The sequence below is a fragment of the Roseiflexus sp. genome (assembly GCF_057785375.1).
In genome coordinates, this window is the sequence record NZ_JBYNRX010000009.1 from 64,761 (window position 1) to 85,724 (window position 20,964).

Sequence of the window (20,964 nt, forward strand, 5' to 3'; positions counted from 1 at the left end):
GTTGCACCGCAACGGCTGTCGGCGGGAGGGAAGAGGGGTTGAAGGTTGCAGGTGGTCGTTGCACGTTGAATGTTGAACGTTGAACGTGAGTAAGGTTACAAGTTGAAGGTTGCAGGTTGAAGGCGGGAAAGCTGCAGGTTGGAGTGGGAGAAGGTTCTTCTCTCTGTCCTCTGTGTCTCTGTGGTGAATCGATCAGGGTCGAAAGTTGCAGGCAGAGATTGTATCGCAACGTCGCCGGTCCAAAGGGTGACGGCATTCTTCGTGGACCTTTGTGTCCTTCGCGGATCAAGCAGATGAGAGGTTGCGTCTGACGCCTGTTTACACCCACCATATCGAGATCTACACCACGAGCCTGGTTATTGCCGGCGCCTATGATCTCGTCATCTACCGGCGTGTGAGCGATGCGATTAATGGCGAGCAGCGCCGCTATATAACACTGCGCGCCGCTACAATTGCGCCGCTGGGGCATAGCCATTCGACGCAACGCCTGCCGAATTTGCTCTGCGACCGATCAGAGGCTGTTCTCGTCGCAACACTGTCTGAAGCCGCGCCGCCGCCCGACTATCCACTCGAAGAGCAGCGCCGCGAGGTTGTGCCGCTCATGGCTATGTTCTTCACCACGGCTTTTGTCGTCCGCGGTACGTATTACGTGCGTCCGGGCTTGACCCTGGTCGAGGCGCTCGAGCGAAACACCGAAGATTTCCTGCCGCTCCGCAGCGTTCAGATCTTCCCGATCGCCGGCGGCGCGCCGATCGTGCGTGACTTTGCTGCGTTAGCGCACTCCAGAATCGTTGCGCTCTACCAGGTAGCACAGGTAGCACAGGTTGTAGAACCGCCGGCATCCGTGCCGTCCACTCTCCCTGAACCCACGGAACCCGCATCTGCGCCAGAGGAGGGGTTAGGGGTTAGAGGTTAGGGGTTAGAGGTTGGAGGTTGGAGGTTAGAGGTTAGAGGTTAGAGGTTAGAGGTTAGAGGTTAGAGGTTAGAGGTTGCGCTTCACCAGGTTAGCGCACCCATCAGTATGCCGGGCGCGTTGCACCGCTCAGTAGGTGCGCCAACCTGCTGAAACAATACGTTCAACATACCGCCAGAAAATCTCGTACAACCGCCAGATATCGCTCAAACTGCTCACGGCGAATGCTATGCCCGGCGCCAGGGATGTGCGCGACCCGGAGGTGCGGAATGAGTTGCTGCAGCGTCTTCACGTTTTCGGGTGTCACTATCGCGCCGCATGCCGGATCGCCGGTGATCAGGAGCGTCGGGCAGGTTATACGTCGCAGGATGGTCTGCCAGTCGACCTCGGTCGGTGCGCTGCGGTTGATGACATTGAGGCTCAGGCGATGCTTGGCATCCGCCCATGGACCGAGTTCATCGTCGGACCACGTGGGTGTTGCTGTGCGTTGTGCGGCGATCAATTCGTCGCGCGTCTGGCGCTTCAACTGAAAGACCCAGGCGCGCATCCCCGCCCAACGATCCTCGTCGGCAGCAGCGGCGCTCAGAGCGGCGCTATCCCACCACGGCGGCGGGTCTTCCAGCAGAAGTGCGCCTGCCAGATCGGGATGCGTTCCTGCCAGCGTCAGCGCCGTTATTGCACCCATCGAATGCCCCAGAATGGGGGGACGGTCCAGACCAAGCGCGGTGATCACGTCCGCGAGATCGCTGGCGTGCTCGAGGGGTCCGTACCCGTTCTCCGGCGCATCGGAGCGACCGTGCCCGCGCGCATCGACCATAATGACATCAAACCGCGCTTCCAGCGCTCGCGCTACTGGCGTCCAGCACAAACCATCGTCGGAAAAGCCGTGCGCCAGGACGAGCGGCGGTTTCGCACCCCCGGTGCGTGTGTAGTGGATCATCAGCCCGTTGACTCGAACATCGCCGGTGTGCCAGGGTTTCATTGGTCTGTTTCTCCGTTGAGTTGCATGCGGCGACATCGCCGCATGCGTTCAATGATACCATAAGCGCCTGGTTGAAGCATATGCGAACATATGTACTGAAAATATTTGCCATCCACAGCGCGAAAGCCTTGACGCTTCACCTGACGCTGCGTGCATGGGTTTGTGCGCTGGTGTGGGAAAAACGCGTGGGATAATGTGGGATAATGTGGGATATATTTGGGATAGCGTGTGTAAATTCGAGAGCAATCGCATGACGTGGCAGCTGCGCCTTGCGCATCTCTACCCCGACCACATGAACATCTATGGCGACCGCGGCAATATGATCGCGCTCCAGCAGCGATGTCGCTGGCGCGGGATTGCCTGCGAGGTCGTTTCAGTCGGTCCTGGTGCGAGAGTTGACTGGTCCGCCATGGATATCGCCTTCTTTGGCGGCGGGCAGGACAGTGGGCAGGCATTAATCGCCGAAGATTTCCTGGAGCGCCAGGGACCGGCGCTGCGCGCGGCGATCGACGACGGTCTGGTGATGCTGGCGATCTGCGGCGGGTATCAATTGCTGGGGCATTACTTCCTGACGCATACCGGGCAACGACTGCCGGGGATCGGCGCGCTCGATGTGTACACAGTCGGCGGGAAGGAACGATTGATCGGCAACATTGTGGTTGAAACGGATGCTGCTGTATTCGGTGAAGCGTTCCGGCTTGTCGGGTTCGAGAATCATTCCGGACGCACGTATCTGGGTGCAGGCGTTCGCCCGCTCGGGCGCGTGCTCGTTGGGCGCGGCAACAACGGCGAGGACGGAACCGAAGGCGCCGTCTACCACAACACCATTGGCTGTTATCTGCACGGTTCATTGTTGCCGAAGAACCCGCAACTCGCCGATCACCTGATCAGGATGGCGCTGCAGCGACGATACGGCGATGTCGGGGACTTTGCGCCGCTCGATGATACGCTCGAACTGAGGGCGCAACAGGTGATGGTCGAGCGAATGCTGCGTGTGAGGCGGTAACGAGTTGCCGTCCTGCTGATAGGTGGAAGAAGAGGGACAGCGCCGGTATTCCTCCAGGTCTGCGCGGTACTGTCACGATTGTCAGTGTGGCAGAGCGTCACGGTTGCCCATTGCCATTCAGCGCAGCGCCCGCGCCAGGCATTGCACGCACGGAACGCTGATTGCCCCCGGCAAGGATGCTGATAGCATCAGCCAGACTTGCGGAAATGCGAAACAGGCGCAGTTCGGCGCCAAGCATCACCATTGTCTGTGCCACTTCAGCCCGCAGACCGACCAGCCACGACTCGGCGCCGAGCAACCGCGCGGCTGCCGCAGTCTGCAAGAGCGCCTGCGTGGTGGAGGTGTCGAGGAGTGGAACGCCGGTCACATCGAAGATGACCGTCTTTGCGCGGTACTGCTCGACTGCATTGAGCACAACGCGGTTCAGGTCTTCCATACGGCGAGTGTCGAAGGCGCCGATCAGCGGCAACACCAGCACGCCGGGCAGCACCGGCAAGGCAGGGGCGCTCAGGGCGCGCACGGTTTCTTGCGATGTGCGCAACTCCTCGATCATTTGCTGGAGCGAGGCAGTGCGTTCGGCAACCATCTGCTCGAGCGAGTCGCGCAGGGTCTCCAGTTCGCATTCTCGCTCGTGCGCCTGATTGAGCGCCTCGCGCAACGCGCCGCCGAATCGGTCGAGGAACAGGCTGATAACAACAACGACGAGGGTATAGCCTGTGATGAAGGCAAAGGGTCCAGGATCGGGCATGCGGATGATGCCAAACCATTGAGGCAGGTAGAACGTTCCCAGTGTGGTCAGCGCAACGCCGACAATGGCAGCGCCGCATGCAATCCAGAGCGCGCGACGCCCGATGACCAATCCTGCCAGCACGATTGGCGCTACCAGACCCGGAAGGGTGTACTCTGTGTGTTGCCGTCCATATGCGGCCATTGCCAGGATGAGGACAATGATCAGGACGGCGACAATCGTGCTCCTGCCGCCTGAAAGGAACCCCGTCGCAGCAAGGCCAGTCCTGCCAGCGTGCCAAGGAGAACAATGCTGTACACCGTCAGAGCAACGATCAGGCTTTCGGTCGTCGGGTTGGCGATCGGGCTGAGTGCGATTCCTATGAGAACGCCGCCCATGATCAAGAACAGCATCGTTTGCAACAGACGCGCCTGACGGAAGGTGAGCGACGAGGTATAGGGAAGGCGATCAAGCCATTGCTGAAAACCGGCAGTCATTGGCGTGCTCCTTGCAATGACCATCTGTGGTCGATGCCACCCTGGCATCATTCGTGATGTGATCAAGAGTATATCAATCAAAGTGATGATTTTCTCGATCAAAATACGGGCAATATCGCAATTAATCCTTCACCCATAACTACTTGTCGCCTGTCACTGAGCGCCGACCCCGAAAGGCTCGTTGAGTGATCGAAGGTAGTGCCCGCGTGCTCAGCCGCACTTCACGCGGCGAGTTTTCGGATAGACTTTCGTCGCTCGACACACGTTTGACGTTTCCCTTGCGGCGCGCTACCATGCGGCTGCTGTTCTAGCACCAGAGGGAGCGAACCATGCCTCAAAAGTACGATTACGATGCCATCATCGTCGGCGGCGGGCACAATGGCCTGGCATGCGCCGGGTATCTACAGCGCGCCGGGTTGCGCACGCTCGTGCTCGAACGACGCCCGATCGTCGGCGGCGCCGTCTGCACCGAAGAGGTGATCCCCGGCTACCGGATTGATGTTGGCTCGTCGGCGCATATCATGATCCACCTGACCCCCGTGATCCGCGATCTTGAACTCGAACGCTACGGTCTCGAATACTGCGACATGGACCCATATGCGTTCTATCCTGTTCCCGATGGTTCTGGCGCGATTGCGCTCTACCGCGATATTGACAAAACCTGCGAGTCGATTGCGCGTGTATCGCCGCGCGATGCCGAGGCGTACCGGCGCTTCATCGCTTTCTGGCGCCCGATCAATGAAGCGGTGTTCGAGACATTCCTCAACCCGCCGACAGTGACCGGTCTGTTCGGCAGTATGATCAAGGCGCAATTGAGAGTCGGTCAATGGGACGGTTCGCTCGAAACGGTGCGTCGTCTGCTCACTTCGTATGGGCAACTGATTGTTGAGCAATTTGAAAGCGAACCAATGCGCGCATTTATGGCATGGCTTGGCGCACAATCTGGTCCGCCCCCAGACGAGATCGGTTCCGGCGACCATTTTGGGTGGTACGCGATGATGCACCTGAGCGGCGCCAAGCATCCGAAGGGGGGCAGCGGGATGCTGACGCAGGCGATGGCGCGCTCGCTGACGGCGGCTGGCGGCGAGGTGCGTCTCGATGCGCCGGTGAAACGCATTCTGGTGCAGGGCAGACGGGTGCAGGGGGTCGAGTTGCAGAGCGGTGATCGCATCAGCGCGCCGCTGGTGGTATCGAACGCCCACGTCGTCACCACCATGCTCGATCTGGTAGGCGCCGACCATCTGCCGCCGGGTCTGGCGGAACGGGTGCGGAACATTCGCATTGGCAACGGCTTTGGCATGACGGTGCGCTGCGCCGCCGAAGAGTTGCCCGACTACCCCGGCGCGCCATCAGGCGGCAGACCGCACTGGAGCCACCACGGGTTGCAGATGCTCTGCCCGTCGCTACAATACCTGCGCAACGCCTTCGCCGATTATCAACGCGGGCTGCCATCGCGTGAGCCGGCGGTGATCAGCATGACATTCTCCGCTATCGATCCGACGGTTGCGCCAGAGGGGAAGCACACGGTCTTTCTCTGGTCGCAATACTTTCCCTACGAACTCGCCGATGGTCGTCACTGGGACGATATACGCGAGGAGGCGGCGGACAGTATTCTCGAAGTGCTCTATCGTCACGCGCCGAACATGCGCGGCAAGATTATCGACCGCTTCATTCAGTCGCCGCTCGATATTGAGCGCCGTTTGGGGCTGTTGCGCGGGAATGTGATGCACGTCGAGATGTCATTCGACCAGATGTTCTTTTTTCGCCCGTTGCCGGAACTGGCCAGGTATCGCACGCCGATCCGCGGGTTGTACCTTACCGGCGCGAGCACGCACCCCGGTGGCGGCGTCTTTGCGGCAAGCGGATACAACACCGCGCGTGTGGTCCTCGGCGATCTGCGCCGTGAACGGATGGTGTGGGCTGGTGCGGCGCTTGCTGCCGGGGGCATTGGCTGGCTGGTGGCGCGCCGACGGCGCTCATCGGCGCAGGCGTGATCGCAGGCAACCCGCTGTTCCGCCCGACGCTTATGCATATTGAGAATTCAAATCCGGTATAGCCCGCGCAGGCGGGCTTCGCCACCGTAGCCCGCGGCTTTAACCGCCGGGCGCAGCGCGAATGCCGGATTATTTTGCACATGTTCATGAGCGTCGGGCTGATCACGCGAAGGGTGCGCACGCGCCCTCACCCTGGCGGATCAGGATGATCGGAATCAGCCCCGCGTCAGCGGGGCCGCTATCCGCTTGACGGATCCGTGTTCGGTCGTTCCGTGCATACAGGACTTTACCTTCCCATCAACAATACATACGGATATGTGTATGCCGCTTCTAACGTCATGGGAGGGTTTCGTGTACCCCATCATGCCATGCTATCATGCTATTATGCTAGTATAACACGTACACATCTCACCTCCGCTTGTCCCGTTTATCCCGCAACGTATTGACATACTGTTGGTTTTCCTCGGATTCCGAGCGATCCGTGCGTGAATGTGGATTGGTTTGCAGAGAAGAACAACCGATGTCCGTTGATTCGCAGAATAGGCGGTGTTTGCCTGTCTGTTCCACTTAGAGTGTGTCCGAAAAAGTCATAGCACGTCGCAGTCCGTCAGACAAGATGTTCGAGGGTTCGGTTCGCAAGGCGCAACAGTCAACGCGCACCGGCGGTCGGGAATGGCATGACCGCGCATCAGCGTTAGTAACCCCGGTGGGGCTTGCACTTGCCTCAGCGAGGGCTTTCGCCCGCAACGACACGGCGTCCTGTGCGCACTGGCAGTATTGCACAAATGACTGCGCATGAGTATGAGCAAGGGCTTCCGCCCGTAGCGCTACAGGGGTTCCGGTCACATCACGCCTGCACTCTCGCTTCTTCCAAGCGATTGACATTCCATGATGCCCGGCGGTATACTCTGATGGAACGACGTCAGCCCGGTTCGTTTCTGATTGGCGTACTCTTCTTTTGTGGCAGCCTGTCTTTTGTAGCAGCCTGTCCTCGATTGTCGGCGCCCCGCCATCCGATACGATTTGCGCTGCGCCTGTTCGATCAGCGTTCATCGCCGCGCGATCGGACGCTATGGGATCGTTCATTCTCAAAACTCAGGCGTGTATGTGTGAGGTGTCGAATGACTGCACCGGATCGCGAGCAGACGCGGGCACAGATCGGTCATCATCTGCAATTTCTGGGGTACGAAGTCAGTGCAGACGAGAAGACAGTTCTGGCGCGCCACCCAACCAAGCCGAACATCATTATTCAGACGTTCAACGAAGGGGTCCTGTTTACCTCGATCTACGGCTGCGGAGAAGCCGCAACGCTCGACCGCGCCGGTTTTCTTGAGTTCATCAATGTAGCCAACAGCAATGCAACCGTATCTCGTTACTACGCTGGATCGAACGACAATTTCTTTCTGGAAGCCTGGTACTCCGGCGACTACCGGCAGGTCGATTTTGCGCGCTTCGTGAGCCTGTGGGAGATGGACTTCGAACGCCTCAAGCAGGCGCCGGGCATTTCGACGTATCTCACGTAAGCAAACGTCGGAACGCCGGTTGTGTCCGTTTTGCGATGGTTGTATCAGTATGCGGGCTGGAGCGGATCAGGCGCGTCATTGCAGTACGCTCTCAATCCCCTGTTCGAGCGTGCTGTAGGTGGTTACACTGGCGAGCGCATCGCCGAGTGGCGCGAGCGCCTGCGCAACCTCGGGGCGAATGCCGACCAGCACTGCATTAGCGCCAAGTAATCGGAGCGCGTGGATAACCTTGTTCAATCCGCGCGCTACCTCTTCGTCCACCACCGGTACGCCGGTGATGTCGAACAGCACGCGCTGAAAACGTCTGTCAGCGACTGATCGCAGGACGCGGTCGGCAAGCATGGCGAGCCGTGCGCTGTCGATCGCGCCGATCAACGGCACGACCGCCGACGTGCGAGTGAGCGGCAGCAGTGGAATGCTCATGGCGCGAATGACTTCGCGTTGCTCTTCAATGGTGGCGAGTTTCTCCTGAAGGTGCATGCGGGCAATCTCGGCTTCAGCACGCGCCGCCTCGGCCACGACGATCTGCTCTTCCAGGCGCCGGGTTTGCTGCGCGAGCGCCTCGGTCATCTCATTGAACGCGCGTTGCAGGCGCCCGATTTCGTCACGACTGGTGATTTGCAGCGGCGCCATGCTGCGCCGTTCGCTCATTGCCTGCGCCGCCGCCGCCAGCGCTTCGAGCGGCTGCACCACATGCCGGCGCAGCAGCCAGAGCGCGATGACAGCGGCAAGGATCAGGACAACATTGGCGCTTCCCAACACCAGATTTGCCATGCTGATTTCGGAGCGCAACACGGTTTCGGTTGCGCGGAATTCTTTCAGCGCAACCGAGGACATGGTTTCCGATAGTTGCCCGCTATAGCCCGCCAGTGTGATCAGGGTCGTCGTATGACTGGCGATCGCCTCCTGATCGTTCTCGGTGATGGCAGTTTCGAGAGGGAGGAACACCATTTCCGCTTCGTTGATCAGACGCATGTAGCGTTGCTGCAACATTTCCTGATCGGCGAGGGTTTCGGCTGCTATAGTGTGCGTCTCATCATCAGTCATGAGCGCCAGTTCATTGCGCGCCATGGCAAGATAGACGCGCGCAACAGCGAGTTTGGCGCGAGAACCGGATGTCGCAGCGGCATGCGCTTCGGCGAGCGCTCGCGAGATGGAGCTGCTGGCTGCATCGGCGTGGGTGATTCGTTTGATCGTGTGATTGGTGAGATGTTCGATAGACTGGTGGATGTCCTTGATGACGCGCGAGGTTCCTGCGACCGCACCGATGATCAGGGTTACGATGATCAGCGCTGCAAGCATGACCTTGCCGGTCAGTGAAGAACGGATCATTTCCTTCTCCTCTGGAGGACCGGAACAATGTGGGGATGGCGCCCATCGCGCGAGGACCGTAGCGTTTTCCGGGTTCCTTGACAGTTCAGCGCCTCAGGACGATTGTTCGCGTGAACCTGTCATTCGGCGATGGCTCGCTGAAGACGCGAATTGGCTTTGCGTCTCTTTTCGCCCTATTAGTCCGCCACATATGTCCGGTCAATAGTACAACGTGGTTGCAGACGCACTCATCGTGGAGCGCAGCACATGGTCTATGCTAGTACACGAAATGGAAAAGGTAAATGAGACATTAAGGTCATTAAGGGGTGGTACCTGTGGGAGTGCAGCACATTGGGGACGTTGCATGCAAAATCCTTGTGCCTTTGCGCCTTTGTGTGCGTTTCCTTGAGATGATCGCTTCAGCCGAAACGCACTACTACGCCGGTTCTATCAACGACTGATAGAGACTCTCCACCTGCCTGGCAACAACATTGGGCGCGAAGCGACGCTCTGCCAGGCGGCGCGCTCCGACGCCAAGCGCGCGGCGCTCGTCGGGTCGTTCGAGCAGTTCTGCCAGGCGACGCGCGAAATCAGAGACAGTTGCCGCCAGGGCGCCGCTTTCACCGTCGATAATGATGTCGGGTGTGCCACCGGTGGGCATTGCCAGGATGGGCGCGCCACAGGCGCATGCTTCGAGCAACACGCGGCTCAATGGTTCGCCCCACGCCGATGGGAAGAGCAACAGATCGCAGCGCGCCATCAACCGCAACACGTCGTCGTGGTCGATCCAGTCGAGGAAGCGGGCGCGTACCTGAGCGGCACGTGCCGCGTCTTCCAGCTCCGCCCGTAACGGACCACTGCCCGCAACCACGAGCGTGCAGCGATGGAGCGTGGCGCCTGCCCGTCGCACAATGTCAGCCAGGAGATGCGCGCCTTTGTTCCGTTCAAGCTTGCCAACATAGAGGACGAATCGCTCGTCGGGCGGGATGAGGCGCGATGGTGTGGCGATCAGGGCGTCGATTCCGGCAAGATCGACGATGTTCGGAATGATGTGCAGGCGTTGCGGCTCAACCAGGTCCGCCAGTCTTCCGGCGATGTAGCGACTGCCGGCGATCACGGCGTCTGCCCGGCGCAATGTGGCGCGACGGCGCGCAAGGTGCGCCAAGATGTACGGAATGGCAGGCAGCGCCGCTGCGCCGCGCAATGGTCCCAGCCGGGCAGGCAGGTCGGTCGCCAGCGATGCCCACGTCTGACGCGGGTAGGGGATGCGGTCGCCGTGCAATCCGGTGGCGAAATAATCCCAGGGCCAGTGGTCGCGCATGCTGATGACCACCGGTGCGCCAAGGCGTTGCCCGGCTATCACAGCGGCTGGCGCAACCTGAACGTGTTGGGCATGGATGATCGTGTCCCGAGGATGACAGGGAGGCGTTGCACCTGCCGCGACAATCACCTGCGCCAGGCGGGGCCATAACCGCTCATTGCGGACATAGTTGCGCACGAAAGGAATGCGTGGCGCATGGTAGCCGAAGGCCACCGTTGGCACGCCGAGCGTGTCGCCGGCGGCGCAACCGCGTTGCCCTTCACGGGGGACAATGGCCGTCACCTGATGCCCGCGCGCGATCAACGCCAGCGCCAGCGCATGTGCGCTCCAGCCAGCGCCGCCGCAGCGAGGGGGAAAGACATCGGTTGGGAGCAAGACGTGCATGGTGTGAGAACTGAGAACCGAGAACTGAGAAACCGGTTAGGGGTTAGGGGTTAGGAATTCCTTGCTGGCTTCCCGTCTTGTAACCCTCACCCTTCCCTCCTGTAACCTGTAACCCTCCTGCCCGTGCTCTTCCCGCCTTGTCACCTTCCGCTTTCCGCCTTCCTGTGTTCAATATGCCGCGTTCTCCTCAAGACTCTTGAGGTTAATGCACGTCTGAACAGGAGACAGAAATCATTTCGCCAAGAGGTTCCATCGCAGCGCCCGATCCCCGGCAAAGACCTCAAGGGTCGGGTACGTTCCTGTCAATATCCAGGAGTTCGGATACGTCCCCGCTTTCAACCTGCAACCTTCAACCTGCCACCTTCGCACCTGTATCCTTCCCTCGGGCAACGTTCAACGTGCGACGTTCAACGTGCACCGTCTCCCTGCAATCTCGCTCATGACTCGTTCCAGTTCCTCGCAATGTCGCGCCCACGAGAAATGCGTCGCAACGCGCTCGCGACCGTGCTCCCCCATAGCGCGCGCCTCGTCCGGGTGGTCGAGCAGATAGGCAATCGCTGCTGCCAGCGCATCGGTGTCGCCTTCGGGGTAGAGCAACCCTTCGATGCCATGGCGCACAATCTGATTGAGCGGCGGAATGTTGATTGTCACGACGGGCAATGCCGCAGCCATGTATTCGAACACTTTCAACGGCGACCAGAAGAAGCCGGCGGCGCGGAGCGCAGGATGTGCCGCAGTGTCGAATGGCGCGACCGCCACCGAGGCCTGTGCCAGCAGCGCAGGCACATTATCGTATGGAACAGCGCCGGTAAAGGTGAACTGTTCACGCCAGCGCGATGCCAGACGTTCTGCGGCAGTGCGTTGCGGACCATCGCCGATAAACAGGAAGCGGCACACGCGCCCCTGCTCGACGAGAATGCCGCCGGCGCGTACTGCGTCGAGCACGCCATGCCAGGCGCGAAATGAACCAAGGAACACGACTATCGGCTGTGTGGGGCTGATGACAGGTCGATCAACACGAAAATGTTCCACATTGGCGCCCCATGGCAGTTCAACAATATGTGTGCGGGGAATGTCGGAAGGGACCGTCGTATGCAGTGGCGTTACAATTCGATCTGCCATGCGGCACTGCGCTGTCGCCCAGCGGCGCAGCGGAGCACCCAGCGTATCGTCGAGGCGTCGTTTTAGCACCACCGGCGGATCGATGATCAGCGCGTTGACTTCGAGGATTGAGGGGATGCCGAACCGTCGGGCGGCCAGGATGCCCGCGCCAGCGAAGTTATAGTACCGCTCCATAATGATGTCGGGTCTCAAGGCGCGCGCCAGGCGCATGATCAGGGGAATCGTGAGCAGACTCAGGGTTTTGGGAATATCAATGTGGTGCAGGCGCACGTCACCGAAGCGGGATGAAACCGGGCGCGCCAGCGAGGCGATTTCAAATGTGCTGGAGCGGGAACAAGCAATGACATCGACCCCATGACCACGCCGTGCAAGCCCGCGTGCGACTTCCAGCGTATGGATCGAGCCGCCAAGCGTGCCCGGAACAGGAATACCGCTGGCGACATAGAGGATCTTCACAGGCGCTCGTAGCGTTCGAGGTCCAGCGTGATCGAGAGCGTGCCAGGCGCTGTACTGCGCACCAGATCGAGCGCGCGATCGACAGCAGCGTCTTCCACGCCAACCAGCAGCGTCGTTCTCCCTTTGCGGAGGAAGCCGCCGGTCGATGCCAGCCGGGTCACACGAAACCTCTGTTCGACCAGCGCATCGACTGTCGCATCCGCGACACTATCATCGGTTACGAAGATCAGCAACTTCATGGGCGCTCCTTGGGCTGAATACCAGCGTAACGCGCATTATACCAGATTGATCTGCCGCTGCATCATTGTGGCAAAATGCACAAATATTTGACAATCATGGCGCTCGTTGCTATACTCCTGAGTTGTTTTTGAGCGAGCGTCGAAGAAGCTCGCTCGTTGGTTATTGTCTGCCGTAACGTCAAAGACGACGCATGGCAGCCAGCCGCTTGAGCAAACCCCTTCGTCAGGAGGATCACTTGAATACCCTCGATGATATGAGAAAGCGAATCGCGCTGGTGTTTCCAGGGCAGGGTTCGCAATACGTGGGCATGGGCAGGGAGTTGTGCGAGGCGTCGCCGGCTGCGCGCCGGGTCTTCGAGCAGGCGGATCAGGTGCTGGGCTTCGAACTCTCCAAACTGTGCTTCGAAGGTCCGCAGGAAGAACTCGATGATACCATCAATGCGCAGCCTGCGATTCTGACGGTGAGCGTTGCATGTCTCGAGGCGCTCAAGGAGCGTTTTGGTCCCTTCGGATATCTGGGCGCACCCTCCCTCGTCGCCGGTCACAGCCTTGGTGAATTTACCGCGCTCGTCGCGGCTGGGGTGCTCGATTTCGAAGACGCGCTCAAACTGGTGCGCGAACGGGGGCGGTTAATGAAGGAGAGCGGTGAGCAGCGCCCCGGTGGGATGGCGGCAGTGGTCGGTCTCGATGACAAGACCCTGGAAGAGGTTGTGCAGGAGGCGCAGGCGGAAGGGGTGGTCTCGGTCGCCAATGCGAACTCTCCGGGGCAGACGGTGATCTCTGGCGAACATCGGGCGTTGCAGCGCGCGATGGAACTGGCAAAGGCGCGTGGCGCAAAACTCGTGCAGCGCCTGCAGGTGAGCATCGCAGCGCACTCGCCATTGATGCAGAGCGCCTCGGCGCGGTTCGATGAACTGCTGGATCGGTTCCAGTTGCGCCCGCCGGAAGTGCCGCTGATCGCCAATATCAGCGGGCGCGCGCTGACAACCGTCGAAGAACTGCGGCATGAACTCTCGCAGCAGTTGACGCGCCCGGTGCAGTGGACGCGCTCGGTGCAGGAGATAGTGTCCCAGGGTGTCGATACGATTGTCGAGGTCGGTCCGCGCCAGGTGCTCTCGGGGCTGATCAAGCGCATTACGCCCCATGCCAAACCGGTTCCGCTCACCGACGCCGAGGTGGCTCGGTTGGTGACGCAAGCGGAAAGCGAAGAGGAAGGCTCTGGCATCTGATATAATCAGTCAGACATTGAAACATCAAGATGTCAGCGCCTGTCCGAATATGTGAGAGGCGGGCGTTGCAGAAAGGGCTTATCTGGAAAATCGCGCCGGGCAGGTACAGGCAATACCTTCGTCTGCCCGGCGGCGCGTTACGCGGCGATTTTTCGGATAGCCGCCAGGTGCAGCGAAGCAATCTTTCCGCCTTGTGGAAGATTGCTTCGTTGCTTGAACGCTGCGCCATCACGACCGGGATAGATGCTCAATTTGCAAGTTCTTGCCGGCTTGACCCGACTAATAGAGCGATCAACGAAACCCTGCAAAGACGTGGAGCGGCGAACGTCGGCTTCGACAGGCTCAGCCAACGTTCGCCTGTTAACACAGGCAATTATTGTGTAACATCCGGTTGATCGCTCTATAAGGTTTGCATTGATTACGCGATGATGTGGGTGGAGAGCAGAGGCTCGAGTAAGTGTCGCGCTGGCTGCCGGATTGCTGCTACGTGACTGGAAAGGCTCTGCCATGAGTGGGCAGCGAGTCGTCATTACTGGTCTGGGCGCTGTGACGCCGTGTGGCAACACAGTTCGGTTGACGTGGGAAGCGCTCCTGGCCGGACGCAGTGGGATTGGTGCGATCACCCGTTTTGACGCTTCCCATTTTACGATCCGGATTGCCGGCGAGGTGCGCGGTTTTATGCTCGATCCGACGGTCGATGCGCGTGAAGCGCGTCGAATGCCGCTGTACGTTCGATACGCGCTCAATGCCGTGCTCGAGGCGGTGCGCGATGCGCGCCTCGATATGGCGCACGAAAACCCGGAACAGGTCGGTGTCGTCTTTGGCAGTGGCGCCGGCGGCCTTGATCTGATCTTCGATAACCACGATGTGCTGCGCGAACGTGGTCCCCGGCGCGTTTCTCCAACTCTGATCGCCAATATGATCCCCGACTCGGCGAGTGGTTACATTGCCATCCAGTTGGGGGCGCAGGGTCCGAACATGGCTGTCGTCGCCGCTTGCTCGACCGGCGGGCACAATGTCGGCGAGGCGTATGAACTGATCCGTCGGGGCGATGCCACCGTGGTGATTGCCGGCGGGAGTGAAGCGCCGATCCACCCAACGATTGTGGCGTCATTCTCGAATATGCGTGGTCTGGCAGAGGATAACCTCAATCCCGAACGCGCCTGCAAGCCGTTCGATGCCCGCCGCGACGGGTTCATTCTTTCGGAAGGCGCGGGCGCACTGGTGCTGGAAAGCCTCGATCATGCCCTGGCGCGCGGCGCGCCGATTGTGGCGGAGATCGTCGGCTATGGCAATAGTTGTGATGCGGGCGATATGATCGCCGCCGATGATCAGGGGCGCGGCGCGGCGCGCGCGATGGCGATGGCGTTGCGCAAATCCGGTCTGCCGCCGGAAGCGGTGGATTATATCAATGCGCATGGCACCGGCACGCCGCTCAATGATCTTGCCGAAACACGCGCGATCAAGGCGGTGTTTGGCGATCATGCCTATCGCCTGGCGATCAGTTCCACCAAATCGATGCTCGGGCATATGATGGGCGCAGCCGGCGCGGTTGAGGCGCTGATCTGCGCTCTTGCCATCCGCGATGGACGTATTCCGCCGACGATCAATCTTGAAGAGCCTGACCCCGACTGCGACCTGGATTATGTGCCGAATACGGCGCGCTCCGCCGATGTGCGTGTGGCGCTCTCGAATTCGATTGGATTGGGCGGGCACAACTCCGCGCTGTTGATGCGTCGCTTCGAGGGGTAAATCCGCAACGTTCAACCATTCCCCAATGCCAGGTTGTGTTCCGGGCACCAGCCGTCGTAGCCGCCGACGCTCACAAAGCGCCAGCGCGTCCCCTCGGCATCGACGGGATCGCGCTCGAGAAGCGTCACTTCCAGCCCTTCGCTGAGCGGGACCGGTTGGGTCGGTGCGCGGAAACTCGGTGTCGTGCGCAGCCACCCCGGCCCGCCGGGCGGCAGGTTGACAATCCGCGCTTTCTGGGGCGTGGGGGTATTGGTTGGCGGCGCTGCAATCGCTGCAGAAAGCGTTGTTGGCGGCGCTCCGGCAATCGAAGGAGGCGCAGGCGTCAGTTGCTGCATGCCGATAACCGCTAGAACGATCAGAAACAATACGGCGACTGCCGCCAGCGCCACGCGCAACGATCCGCTCTCCGGGATCAGCCCTGCCCGCCGCGCCTTCCGCTCTTCGGCGCGGGCGCGCAACCCGGAGGCTCTGGCTGCCGAGGGAGAGGCGGCTGTGGTGGTGGCCGAACTAGCCGCAGTGCGGTGGGCGGCGGTCGGTGCGCGGTGTGGCGCAGTCTCGCGCGTGGAGGGGGATGCTGCCAGGCCGCAGAGTTCGGCGACGAATTCGCCGTAGGCGGCAACACTGCGCGCACTGCCGGCAAAGCCCTCACCATGAGCGAAACCGGTGCGCACCCGATTGATCTCGAGCACACGGTCACGCTGCTTTTCGGTGAGCAATCCGATGCGTTGCGCCAGTGTTGCGCGCACGGGCCAGGTCATCGTTCCTTCGTCGATCCCCTGGCGTTCTGCATCGCTCAACAACGGACTGCGGCGCAGTTCGGCGTCCAGATAGTCCGACAGCGCGCTGTGGAACGCCAGCAACGCCGCACCAAGCAGGTCGCTGTCCTCGCCAGCGCGTTGCACCAGGTCAAAGCCGCGTCGCACTTTCTCTTCGATACGTGTCACTGCGATCCTCCTGCCACCTTCAACCTGCACCCCTCTCGCCTCTCGCCTCCTGCCTTGTGTCATCTTAATCGTAGCACAGATGTTCGTTTCAATCAATGCAGTTTCATGACCGTTGAATGACATCGATGCCGCCCATGTAGGGGCGCAGCGCTTCAGGGACGACAATGCTGCCGTCAGCCTGCTGGTAGTTCTCCATGATGGCGATCAGCGTGCGCGGCAAGCCCAAGCCCGATCCGTTCAGTGTGTGGACGTACTCCGGACGCGCTCCCGGCGTTGGACGGTAGCGGATGTTCGCTGCCCGCGCCTGAAAGGCTTCAACATTCGAGCACGAACTGACTTCGAGCCATTCACCTTGCCCCGGCGCCCACACCTCGATGTCGTAGGTGCGGGTGGCAGCGAATCCCAGGTCACCGGTGCAGAGTTCTTTGGTGCGGAACGTCAATCCCAACCGTCGGCAGGTCTCCTCGGCGTCGGCGCGTAGTTTTTCGAGTTCGTCGTAGCTCGTTTCCGGGCGGACGAACATATACATTTCGACTTTGTCGAACTGATGCCCGCGCTTGATGCCGCGCACGTCGCGCCCGGCGCTCATCTTTTCACGGCGGAAGCAGGGGGTGTAGGCGCAATAGCGCAGCGGCAACTGATCCGCCTCCAGAATCTCATCGCGGTGCAGATTCGTCACCGGCACCTCGGCAGTTGGCACCAGCCACAGGTCATCTTCCACGTCGCGGTAGAGGTTGTCGCGGAACTTGGGCAACTGGCGCGCACCCCACATACACTGCTCTTTTACCACGAACGGCGTGTAGACCTCGTAGTATCCCTGTTGAATGTGGAGGTCGAGCATCCACTGAATGAGGGCGCGTTGCAGGCGCGCTCCCTGCCCTTTGAGAACGTAGAAACGCGAGCCGGAGAGTTTGACGCCGCGCTCGAAATCGATGATGTCGAGCGCTTCGCCGAGGTCCCAGTGCGGTTTTGGCGTAAAATCGAAGGTGCGCGGTTCGCCTTCCTGCGCAACGACCACATTGTACGTTTCGTCCGGCCCGTCGGGAACCGCAGGATGCGGCAGGTTGCGCAGTTCCATTAGCGCCGCCTGCTGCTGCTCCTCAACCGCCGCGAGGTCGCGGTCGAGCGCAGCGATGCGATCACCGACGGCGCGCATCTCGGCGATCTTCGCGTCACGCCCGGCGGCATCGCTCATTTTGCCGATCTCTTTCGAGACGGCGTTGCGCAACGCTTTCAGTTGCTCCACGTCACGCAGCAAAGCGCGGCGGCGCTCGTCGTATGCCAGCACGGCGTCGATCTGCGCCGGATCGACGCCTGCCCGGCCAAGCGCTGCCTTGACCATGTCGGGTTGCTCACGGATCAATCGGATGTCCAGCATGGGCGATTCCTTTCAGAGCAGCACGTAGTGCCATGAAACCATCTTCCCGTTCTTGTACGGCGCAACGCCGAAGAAGGTCCGGTGGTCACGCGCGAAGACCATATCGATCCAGAGGCGGTCGCTGTCCCACAGGTTGAGGTCGTGCAGACGCGTCAACGGCACCCATTCCAGGTCTCCTTCCAGGTTGCTGGTGAATGGCGTGCCGCTCCAGCGATCGATGCGGAAGACGAAGGCAAACCAGTCCTCTTCATTCTTGCCGAAGCCGGGCCAGTTGAGCGTGCCACGCAACACCATCTCTTCCACCTCGATGCCGGCTTCCTCGCGGATCTCGCGCTTCATACCGCTGACGACATCTTCGTGCGAGTCGAGTTTGCCCCCCAGCCCGTTGTATTTTCCGTAGTGCACGTCGTCGGGGCGTGCATTGCGATGCACCATCAGCACCGAGGCGCCATCAGGCGACATGACGTATCCAAGCGTTGCCAGGATCGGCGTATATGCAGGCATAGATGCTCCATTTGTTCTCAAGAAAAGGGTGCTACCACCATGCTGAAACTCCCGCAGCGCCCGCCAGATATTCTTCGATCCGGCGGCGTGATCCGGGATCGATGCCATCGGGCAGGTCGCTGAACGGGAAGAAGTGCGCTTCGGCAATTTCAATCGAACGCGATGCAACCGGCGCGCTCCGCGTCGTGAACACAAAGACGACAATGTAATTGACATAATTGAAATGAAAGGCATCATAGACGCCGAGCACGCGCTGAACCTCCGCCACGACGCCGGACTCTTCGTAGACCTCGCGGCGCGCGGCTTCTTCGAGCCGTTCGTGGGGATCGACCGCGCCGCCGGGCAACCCCCACGGCGTTGCGCCGCCGCGATGACGCACCAGCAGCACCTGATCGTCGCGCACCACCAGCGCGCGCACGCCAAGGAGCGCTGGACGGGCGATATGCCAGAGCGCGCCGCGCGCCGTGTCCGCCAGGCGGTAGATCAGCGCCAGTGTGCCATTGACGATCTGATTCATAAAAAAACCTCCACGTCCGCGAAGGACGAGGAGTTTGCTCCCCCGTGTTGCCACCTTCATTCGCCGCGTCCGGCGGACGCGACCTCATTCCTCTGCGCGGTAACGGGCGCTCCCGGCGTTGGTTCGAGCGGGCGAACGATGCCGCGCTTTTCCCAGGCGACTCAGGAGGGGATTCGGCAGTCATCCGGCAGCCGCCTCGCACCAACCGGCGGTTCTCTGGGTGCTGATGAGCGCCTACGTCGTCTCCGTCACTGTCGTTGCCGGTATTATATCAGCCTTGTAAACAGCGTGCAATGTCCTGGGTGCGCAGTGCGGACGTTGGCTGAGCCTGTCGAAGCCAACGTCCGCCGCTCCCCGTCCTTGATGGTCCAGGTTTCGGCTGATCGCTCTCTCAGGCGAAGGCCCCATCTTCACCTGCCGGCCACACGTCACGCAGCGATTTTCAGGATAGGCGCTAATACGCCACAGCACATCCGTCCTTGCGCGGATCGGAACCGGCGTGGCGCACGCCAGCGTCATCGACGACAATAATTTGCCCGCCGCCGAAGCCGAACATGCCCTGGCGATCCACAACGCGATGACCGCGCGCCGTGAGTGCAGCCGCAACGTCTGAGTCGTGTTCCAGCGCCACCGCATCCTGGCTGAGGTAGGGGTCGATCAACTCGAAGCGCGGCGCGTCGAGCGCTTCCTGCGGGTTCATGCCGAAGTCGATCATATTGATCAGCATTTGCACGTGCCCCTGGGGCTGCATGAACCCTCCCATGACGCCAAAACTGGCCCACAGCCGGTCGCCGCGCGTGACCATGCACGGAATGATGGTGTGGTACGGACGTTTGCCAGGCGCCACACAGTTCGGGTGGTCCGGATCGAGCACAAAACCGGCGCCGCGGTTCTGCAGGCAGATGCCAGTATCGCCCGCCACCACGCCTGAACCGAATCCCATATACAGGCTGTTGATGAATGAGACTGCATTGCCGTCGGCATCGACTGCCGTGACATACACAGTATCGTGCCCGCCAGGGAGCGGGTTGGCGTGGACGGATGGCATTGCGCGCTGCGGATCGATCTGCGCGCGACGTTCGTCGGCATGCGCAGCAGAGAGGAGCCAGTCAGTCGGAACGCGCACATGCGCCGGATCGGCGACATATGCCGCTGCATCGGCGAATGCCAGTCGCAACGCTTCGATCTGAAGGTGCAGCGCTTCTGGTGAAGCAGGCGCCAGCGCCGCCACGTCGAATCCTTCGAGGATGTTCAACGCCATCAGCGCTGTAATCCCTTGCCCGTTCGGCGGACACTCATAGACCGTATACCCGCGATAGGCGACGCTGATCGGCGTTTCCCATGTCGAACGGTGCGCCGCCAGGTCGTCAAGGGTCAGCACGCCGCCGTCGCGCGCGCTGGTTTCAGCAATCGCCGCCGCGATCGCGCCGCGGTAGAACGCATCGCGCCCGCCTTCGGCGATCAGCCGCAGTGAGCGCGCCAGGCCCGGCTGGCGAAACAGTTCGCCGGCGCGCGGGGCGCGACCGTGCGGCAGGTAGGTGCGGGCTGTATCGGGGTGGGCGGCGAGTTTCGGTTCCGCCAGTTGCCAGCCGCGTGCAATGATCTCACTGACCGGGAAGCCGTTTTCGGCGTACTCGATGGCGGGTGCAAGCACCTGCGCAAGGGGCAGGCGACCATACGCCGTCAGCAGTTCGATCCAGGCATCCACAGCGCCGGGAACGGTCACAGGCAGCATTCCAGTTAGCGGGATGCCGGTCAATCCTCGCGCTGCGAACGTTTCACGCGATAATGCGGCCGGTGCGCGTCCACTCCCATTCAACGCACGAACAGTGCGCGATTGAGCGTCATACACCAGGGCAAAGGCGTCCCCGCCAATGCCGGTGCTCATCGGTTCGACGACATTGAGCGCAGCAGCAGCGGCAATAACCGCATCAGTGGCGCTCCCGCCGTCCAGCAACATACGCAGACCCGCCTGAGCCGCCAGTGGTTGACTGGTGGCAACGACGCCACGCCTGGTCATAACAACGGAGCGTCGTGAACGAAAACGCTCACCGGTCACAGGTGCGAAATCGGTGTGTGACATGGATGTTCTCTCAAAGGATGACAAAACCGAAACTTGACAACCAAAACCTGACCTCTGCTATAATACCTCGTAGAATCCAAAA

General features: G+C 60.8%; 18 protein-coding genes. 6 read left to right on the plus strand and 12 right to left on the minus strand.

Features of this window, described 5'->3' with window-relative positions:
* Window positions 1-301: 301 nt before the first annotated feature.
* Window positions 302-916: a hypothetical protein gene (locus AC3EA7_RS01760; RefSeq protein ID WP_488612304.1), complete on the plus strand. Its 615-nt coding sequence runs from the start codon at window positions 302-304 to the stop codon at window positions 914-916.
* Between the two features lie 160 nt (window positions 917-1,076).
* On the opposite strand, the gene AC3EA7_RS01765 is transcribed toward AC3EA7_RS01760, so the two are convergent.
* Window positions 1,077-1,895, minus strand: a complete 819-nt coding sequence (locus AC3EA7_RS01765) for an alpha/beta fold hydrolase (RefSeq protein WP_488612305.1) — start codon at window positions 1,893-1,895, stop codon at window positions 1,077-1,079.
* Window positions 1,896-2,145: 250 nt separating this feature from the next.
* On the opposite strand from AC3EA7_RS01765, the gene AC3EA7_RS01770 reads away from it, so the two are divergent.
* Entirely contained in the window at window positions 2,146-2,901 is a 756-nt protein-coding gene (locus AC3EA7_RS01770) for a type 1 glutamine amidotransferase (RefSeq protein WP_488612306.1), read from the plus strand.
* 97 nt (window positions 2,902-2,998) lie between these two features.
* On the opposite strand, the gene AC3EA7_RS01775 is transcribed toward AC3EA7_RS01770, so the two are convergent.
* Together AC3EA7_RS01775 and AC3EA7_RS01780 are read right to left on the minus strand one after the other, a co-directional pair.
* Complete coding sequence (locus AC3EA7_RS01775) at window positions 2,999-3,832, minus strand: STAS domain-containing protein (RefSeq protein ID WP_488612307.1); 834 nt, start codon at window positions 3,830-3,832, stop codon at window positions 2,999-3,001.
* A gap of 20 nt (window positions 3,833-3,852) precedes the next feature.
* Window positions 3,853-4,125 (minus strand): hypothetical protein, encoded by a 273-nt coding sequence (locus AC3EA7_RS01780; RefSeq protein ID WP_488612308.1) that lies wholly within the window; start codon window positions 4,123-4,125, stop codon window positions 3,853-3,855.
* Window positions 4,126-4,454: 329 nt separating this feature from the next.
* Between AC3EA7_RS01780 and AC3EA7_RS01785 the strand changes: the two genes are divergently transcribed.
* The gene (locus tag AC3EA7_RS01785) at window positions 4,455-6,119 is read left to right on the plus strand and encodes a phytoene desaturase family protein (RefSeq protein ID WP_488612309.1); all 1,665 of its coding nucleotides are present in this window, start codon (window positions 4,455-4,457) and stop codon (window positions 6,117-6,119) included.
* 1,121 nt (window positions 6,120-7,240) lie between these two features.
* A complete protein-coding gene (locus AC3EA7_RS01790) occupies window positions 7,241-7,642 on the plus strand; it encodes a hypothetical protein (protein ID WP_488612310.1) in 402 nt (133 codons plus the stop codon).
* A gap of 75 nt (window positions 7,643-7,717) precedes the next feature.
* On the opposite strand, the gene AC3EA7_RS01795 is transcribed toward AC3EA7_RS01790, so the two are convergent.
* From AC3EA7_RS01795 to AC3EA7_RS01810, 4 genes are all read right to left on the minus strand, one after another.
* The gene (locus AC3EA7_RS01795) at window positions 7,718-8,974 is read right to left on the minus strand and encodes an STAS domain-containing protein (protein ID WP_488612311.1); all 1,257 of its coding nucleotides are present in this window, start codon (window positions 8,972-8,974) and stop codon (window positions 7,718-7,720) included.
* Window positions 8,975-9,389: 415 nt separating this feature from the next.
* Window positions 9,390-10,658, minus strand: coding sequence for a glycosyltransferase family 4 protein (locus AC3EA7_RS01800; protein WP_488612312.1), 1,269 nt, complete (start codon window positions 10,656-10,658; stop codon window positions 9,390-9,392).
* Window positions 10,659-11,051: 393 nt separating this feature from the next.
* Entirely contained in the window at window positions 11,052-12,236 is a 1,185-nt protein-coding gene (locus AC3EA7_RS01805) for a glycosyltransferase family 4 protein (RefSeq protein ID WP_488612313.1), read from the minus strand.
* The gene (locus AC3EA7_RS01810) at window positions 12,233-12,475 is read right to left on the minus strand and encodes a cyclic-di-AMP receptor (RefSeq protein ID WP_488612314.1); all 243 of its coding nucleotides are present in this window, start codon (window positions 12,473-12,475) and stop codon (window positions 12,233-12,235) included. Before AC3EA7_RS01810 ends, AC3EA7_RS01805 begins: the two co-directional genes overlap by 4 nt.
* A gap of 236 nt (window positions 12,476-12,711) precedes the next feature.
* On the opposite strand from AC3EA7_RS01810, the gene fabD reads away from it, so the two are divergent.
* Window positions 12,712-13,704: an ACP S-malonyltransferase gene (fabD, locus tag AC3EA7_RS01815; protein WP_488612315.1), complete on the plus strand. Its 993-nt coding sequence runs from the start codon at window positions 12,712-12,714 to the stop codon at window positions 13,702-13,704.
* Between the two features lie 507 nt (window positions 13,705-14,211).
* On the plus strand, window positions 14,212-15,456 hold the full coding sequence (fabF, locus tag AC3EA7_RS01820; protein ID WP_488612316.1) for a beta-ketoacyl-ACP synthase II: 1,245 nt from the start codon (window positions 14,212-14,214) through the stop codon (window positions 15,454-15,456).
* An 11-nt stretch (window positions 15,457-15,467) separates the two neighbouring features.
* On the opposite strand, the gene AC3EA7_RS01825 is transcribed toward fabF, so the two are convergent.
* The 5 genes from AC3EA7_RS01825 to ggt all read right to left on the minus strand — a co-directional run bounded on the left by AC3EA7_RS01825 (window position 15,468) and on the right by ggt (window position 20,882).
* Window positions 15,468-16,400, minus strand: coding sequence for an SH3 domain-containing protein (locus tag AC3EA7_RS01825; protein WP_488612317.1), 933 nt, complete (start codon window positions 16,398-16,400; stop codon window positions 15,468-15,470).
* 103 nt (window positions 16,401-16,503) lie between these two features.
* Window positions 16,504-17,778, minus strand: coding sequence for a serine--tRNA ligase (gene serS, locus AC3EA7_RS01830; RefSeq protein ID WP_488612318.1), 1,275 nt, complete (start codon window positions 17,776-17,778; stop codon window positions 16,504-16,506).
* Between the two features lie 12 nt (window positions 17,779-17,790).
* Entirely contained in the window at window positions 17,791-18,282 is a 492-nt protein-coding gene (locus tag AC3EA7_RS01835; RefSeq protein ID WP_488612319.1) for an NUDIX hydrolase, read from the minus strand.
* 31 nt (window positions 18,283-18,313) lie between these two features.
* A complete protein-coding gene (locus AC3EA7_RS01840; protein ID WP_488612320.1) occupies window positions 18,314-18,799 on the minus strand; it encodes an NUDIX domain-containing protein in 486 nt (161 codons plus the stop codon).
* Window positions 18,800-19,253: 454 nt separating this feature from the next.
* Window positions 19,254-20,882, minus strand: coding sequence for a gamma-glutamyltransferase (ggt, locus tag AC3EA7_RS01845; RefSeq protein WP_488612321.1), 1,629 nt, complete (start codon window positions 20,880-20,882; stop codon window positions 19,254-19,256).
* Window positions 20,883-20,964 lie beyond the last annotated feature (82 nt).

Excerpts from the sequence above, each read along its gene's own strand:
- AC3EA7_RS01765 (WP_488612305.1), bottom strand. The coding sequence starts at position 1,895 with ATGAAACCCTGGCACACCGGCGATGTTCGAGTCAACGGGCTGATGATC.
- AC3EA7_RS01770 (WP_488612306.1), top strand. The coding sequence starts at position 2,146 with ATGACGTGGCAGCTGCGCCTTGCGCATCTCTACCCCGACCACATGAAC.
- AC3EA7_RS01775 (WP_488612307.1), bottom strand. The coding sequence starts at position 3,832 with ATGGCCGCATATGGACGGCAACACACAGAGTACACCCTTCCGGGTCTG.
- AC3EA7_RS01780 (WP_488612308.1), bottom strand. The coding sequence starts at position 4,125 with ATGACTGCCGGTTTTCAGCAATGGCTTGATCGCCTTCCCTATACCTCG.
- AC3EA7_RS01785 (WP_488612309.1), top strand. The coding sequence starts at position 4,455 with ATGCCTCAAAAGTACGATTACGATGCCATCATCGTCGGCGGCGGGCAC.
- AC3EA7_RS01790 (WP_488612310.1), top strand. The coding sequence starts at position 7,241 with ATGACTGCACCGGATCGCGAGCAGACGCGGGCACAGATCGGTCATCAT.
- AC3EA7_RS01795 (WP_488612311.1), bottom strand. The coding sequence starts at position 8,974 with ATGATCCGTTCTTCACTGACCGGCAAGGTCATGCTTGCAGCGCTGATC.
- AC3EA7_RS01800 (WP_488612312.1), bottom strand. The coding sequence starts at position 10,658 with ATGCACGTCTTGCTCCCAACCGATGTCTTTCCCCCTCGCTGCGGCGGC.
- AC3EA7_RS01810 (WP_488612314.1), bottom strand. The coding sequence starts at position 12,475 with ATGAAGTTGCTGATCTTCGTAACCGATGATAGTGTCGCGGATGCGACA.
- fabF (WP_488612316.1), top strand. The coding sequence starts at position 14,212 with ATGAGTGGGCAGCGAGTCGTCATTACTGGTCTGGGCGCTGTGACGCCG.
- serS (WP_488612318.1), bottom strand. The coding sequence starts at position 17,778 with ATGCTGGACATCCGATTGATCCGTGAGCAACCCGACATGGTCAAGGCA.
- AC3EA7_RS01835 (WP_488612319.1), bottom strand. The coding sequence starts at position 18,282 with ATGCCTGCATATACGCCGATCCTGGCAACGCTTGGATACGTCATGTCG.
- AC3EA7_RS01840 (WP_488612320.1), bottom strand. The coding sequence starts at position 18,799 with ATGAATCAGATCGTCAATGGCACACTGGCGCTGATCTACCGCCTGGCG.
- ggt (WP_488612321.1), bottom strand. The coding sequence starts at position 20,882 with ATGTCACACACCGATTTCGCACCTGTGACCGGTGAGCGTTTTCGTTCA.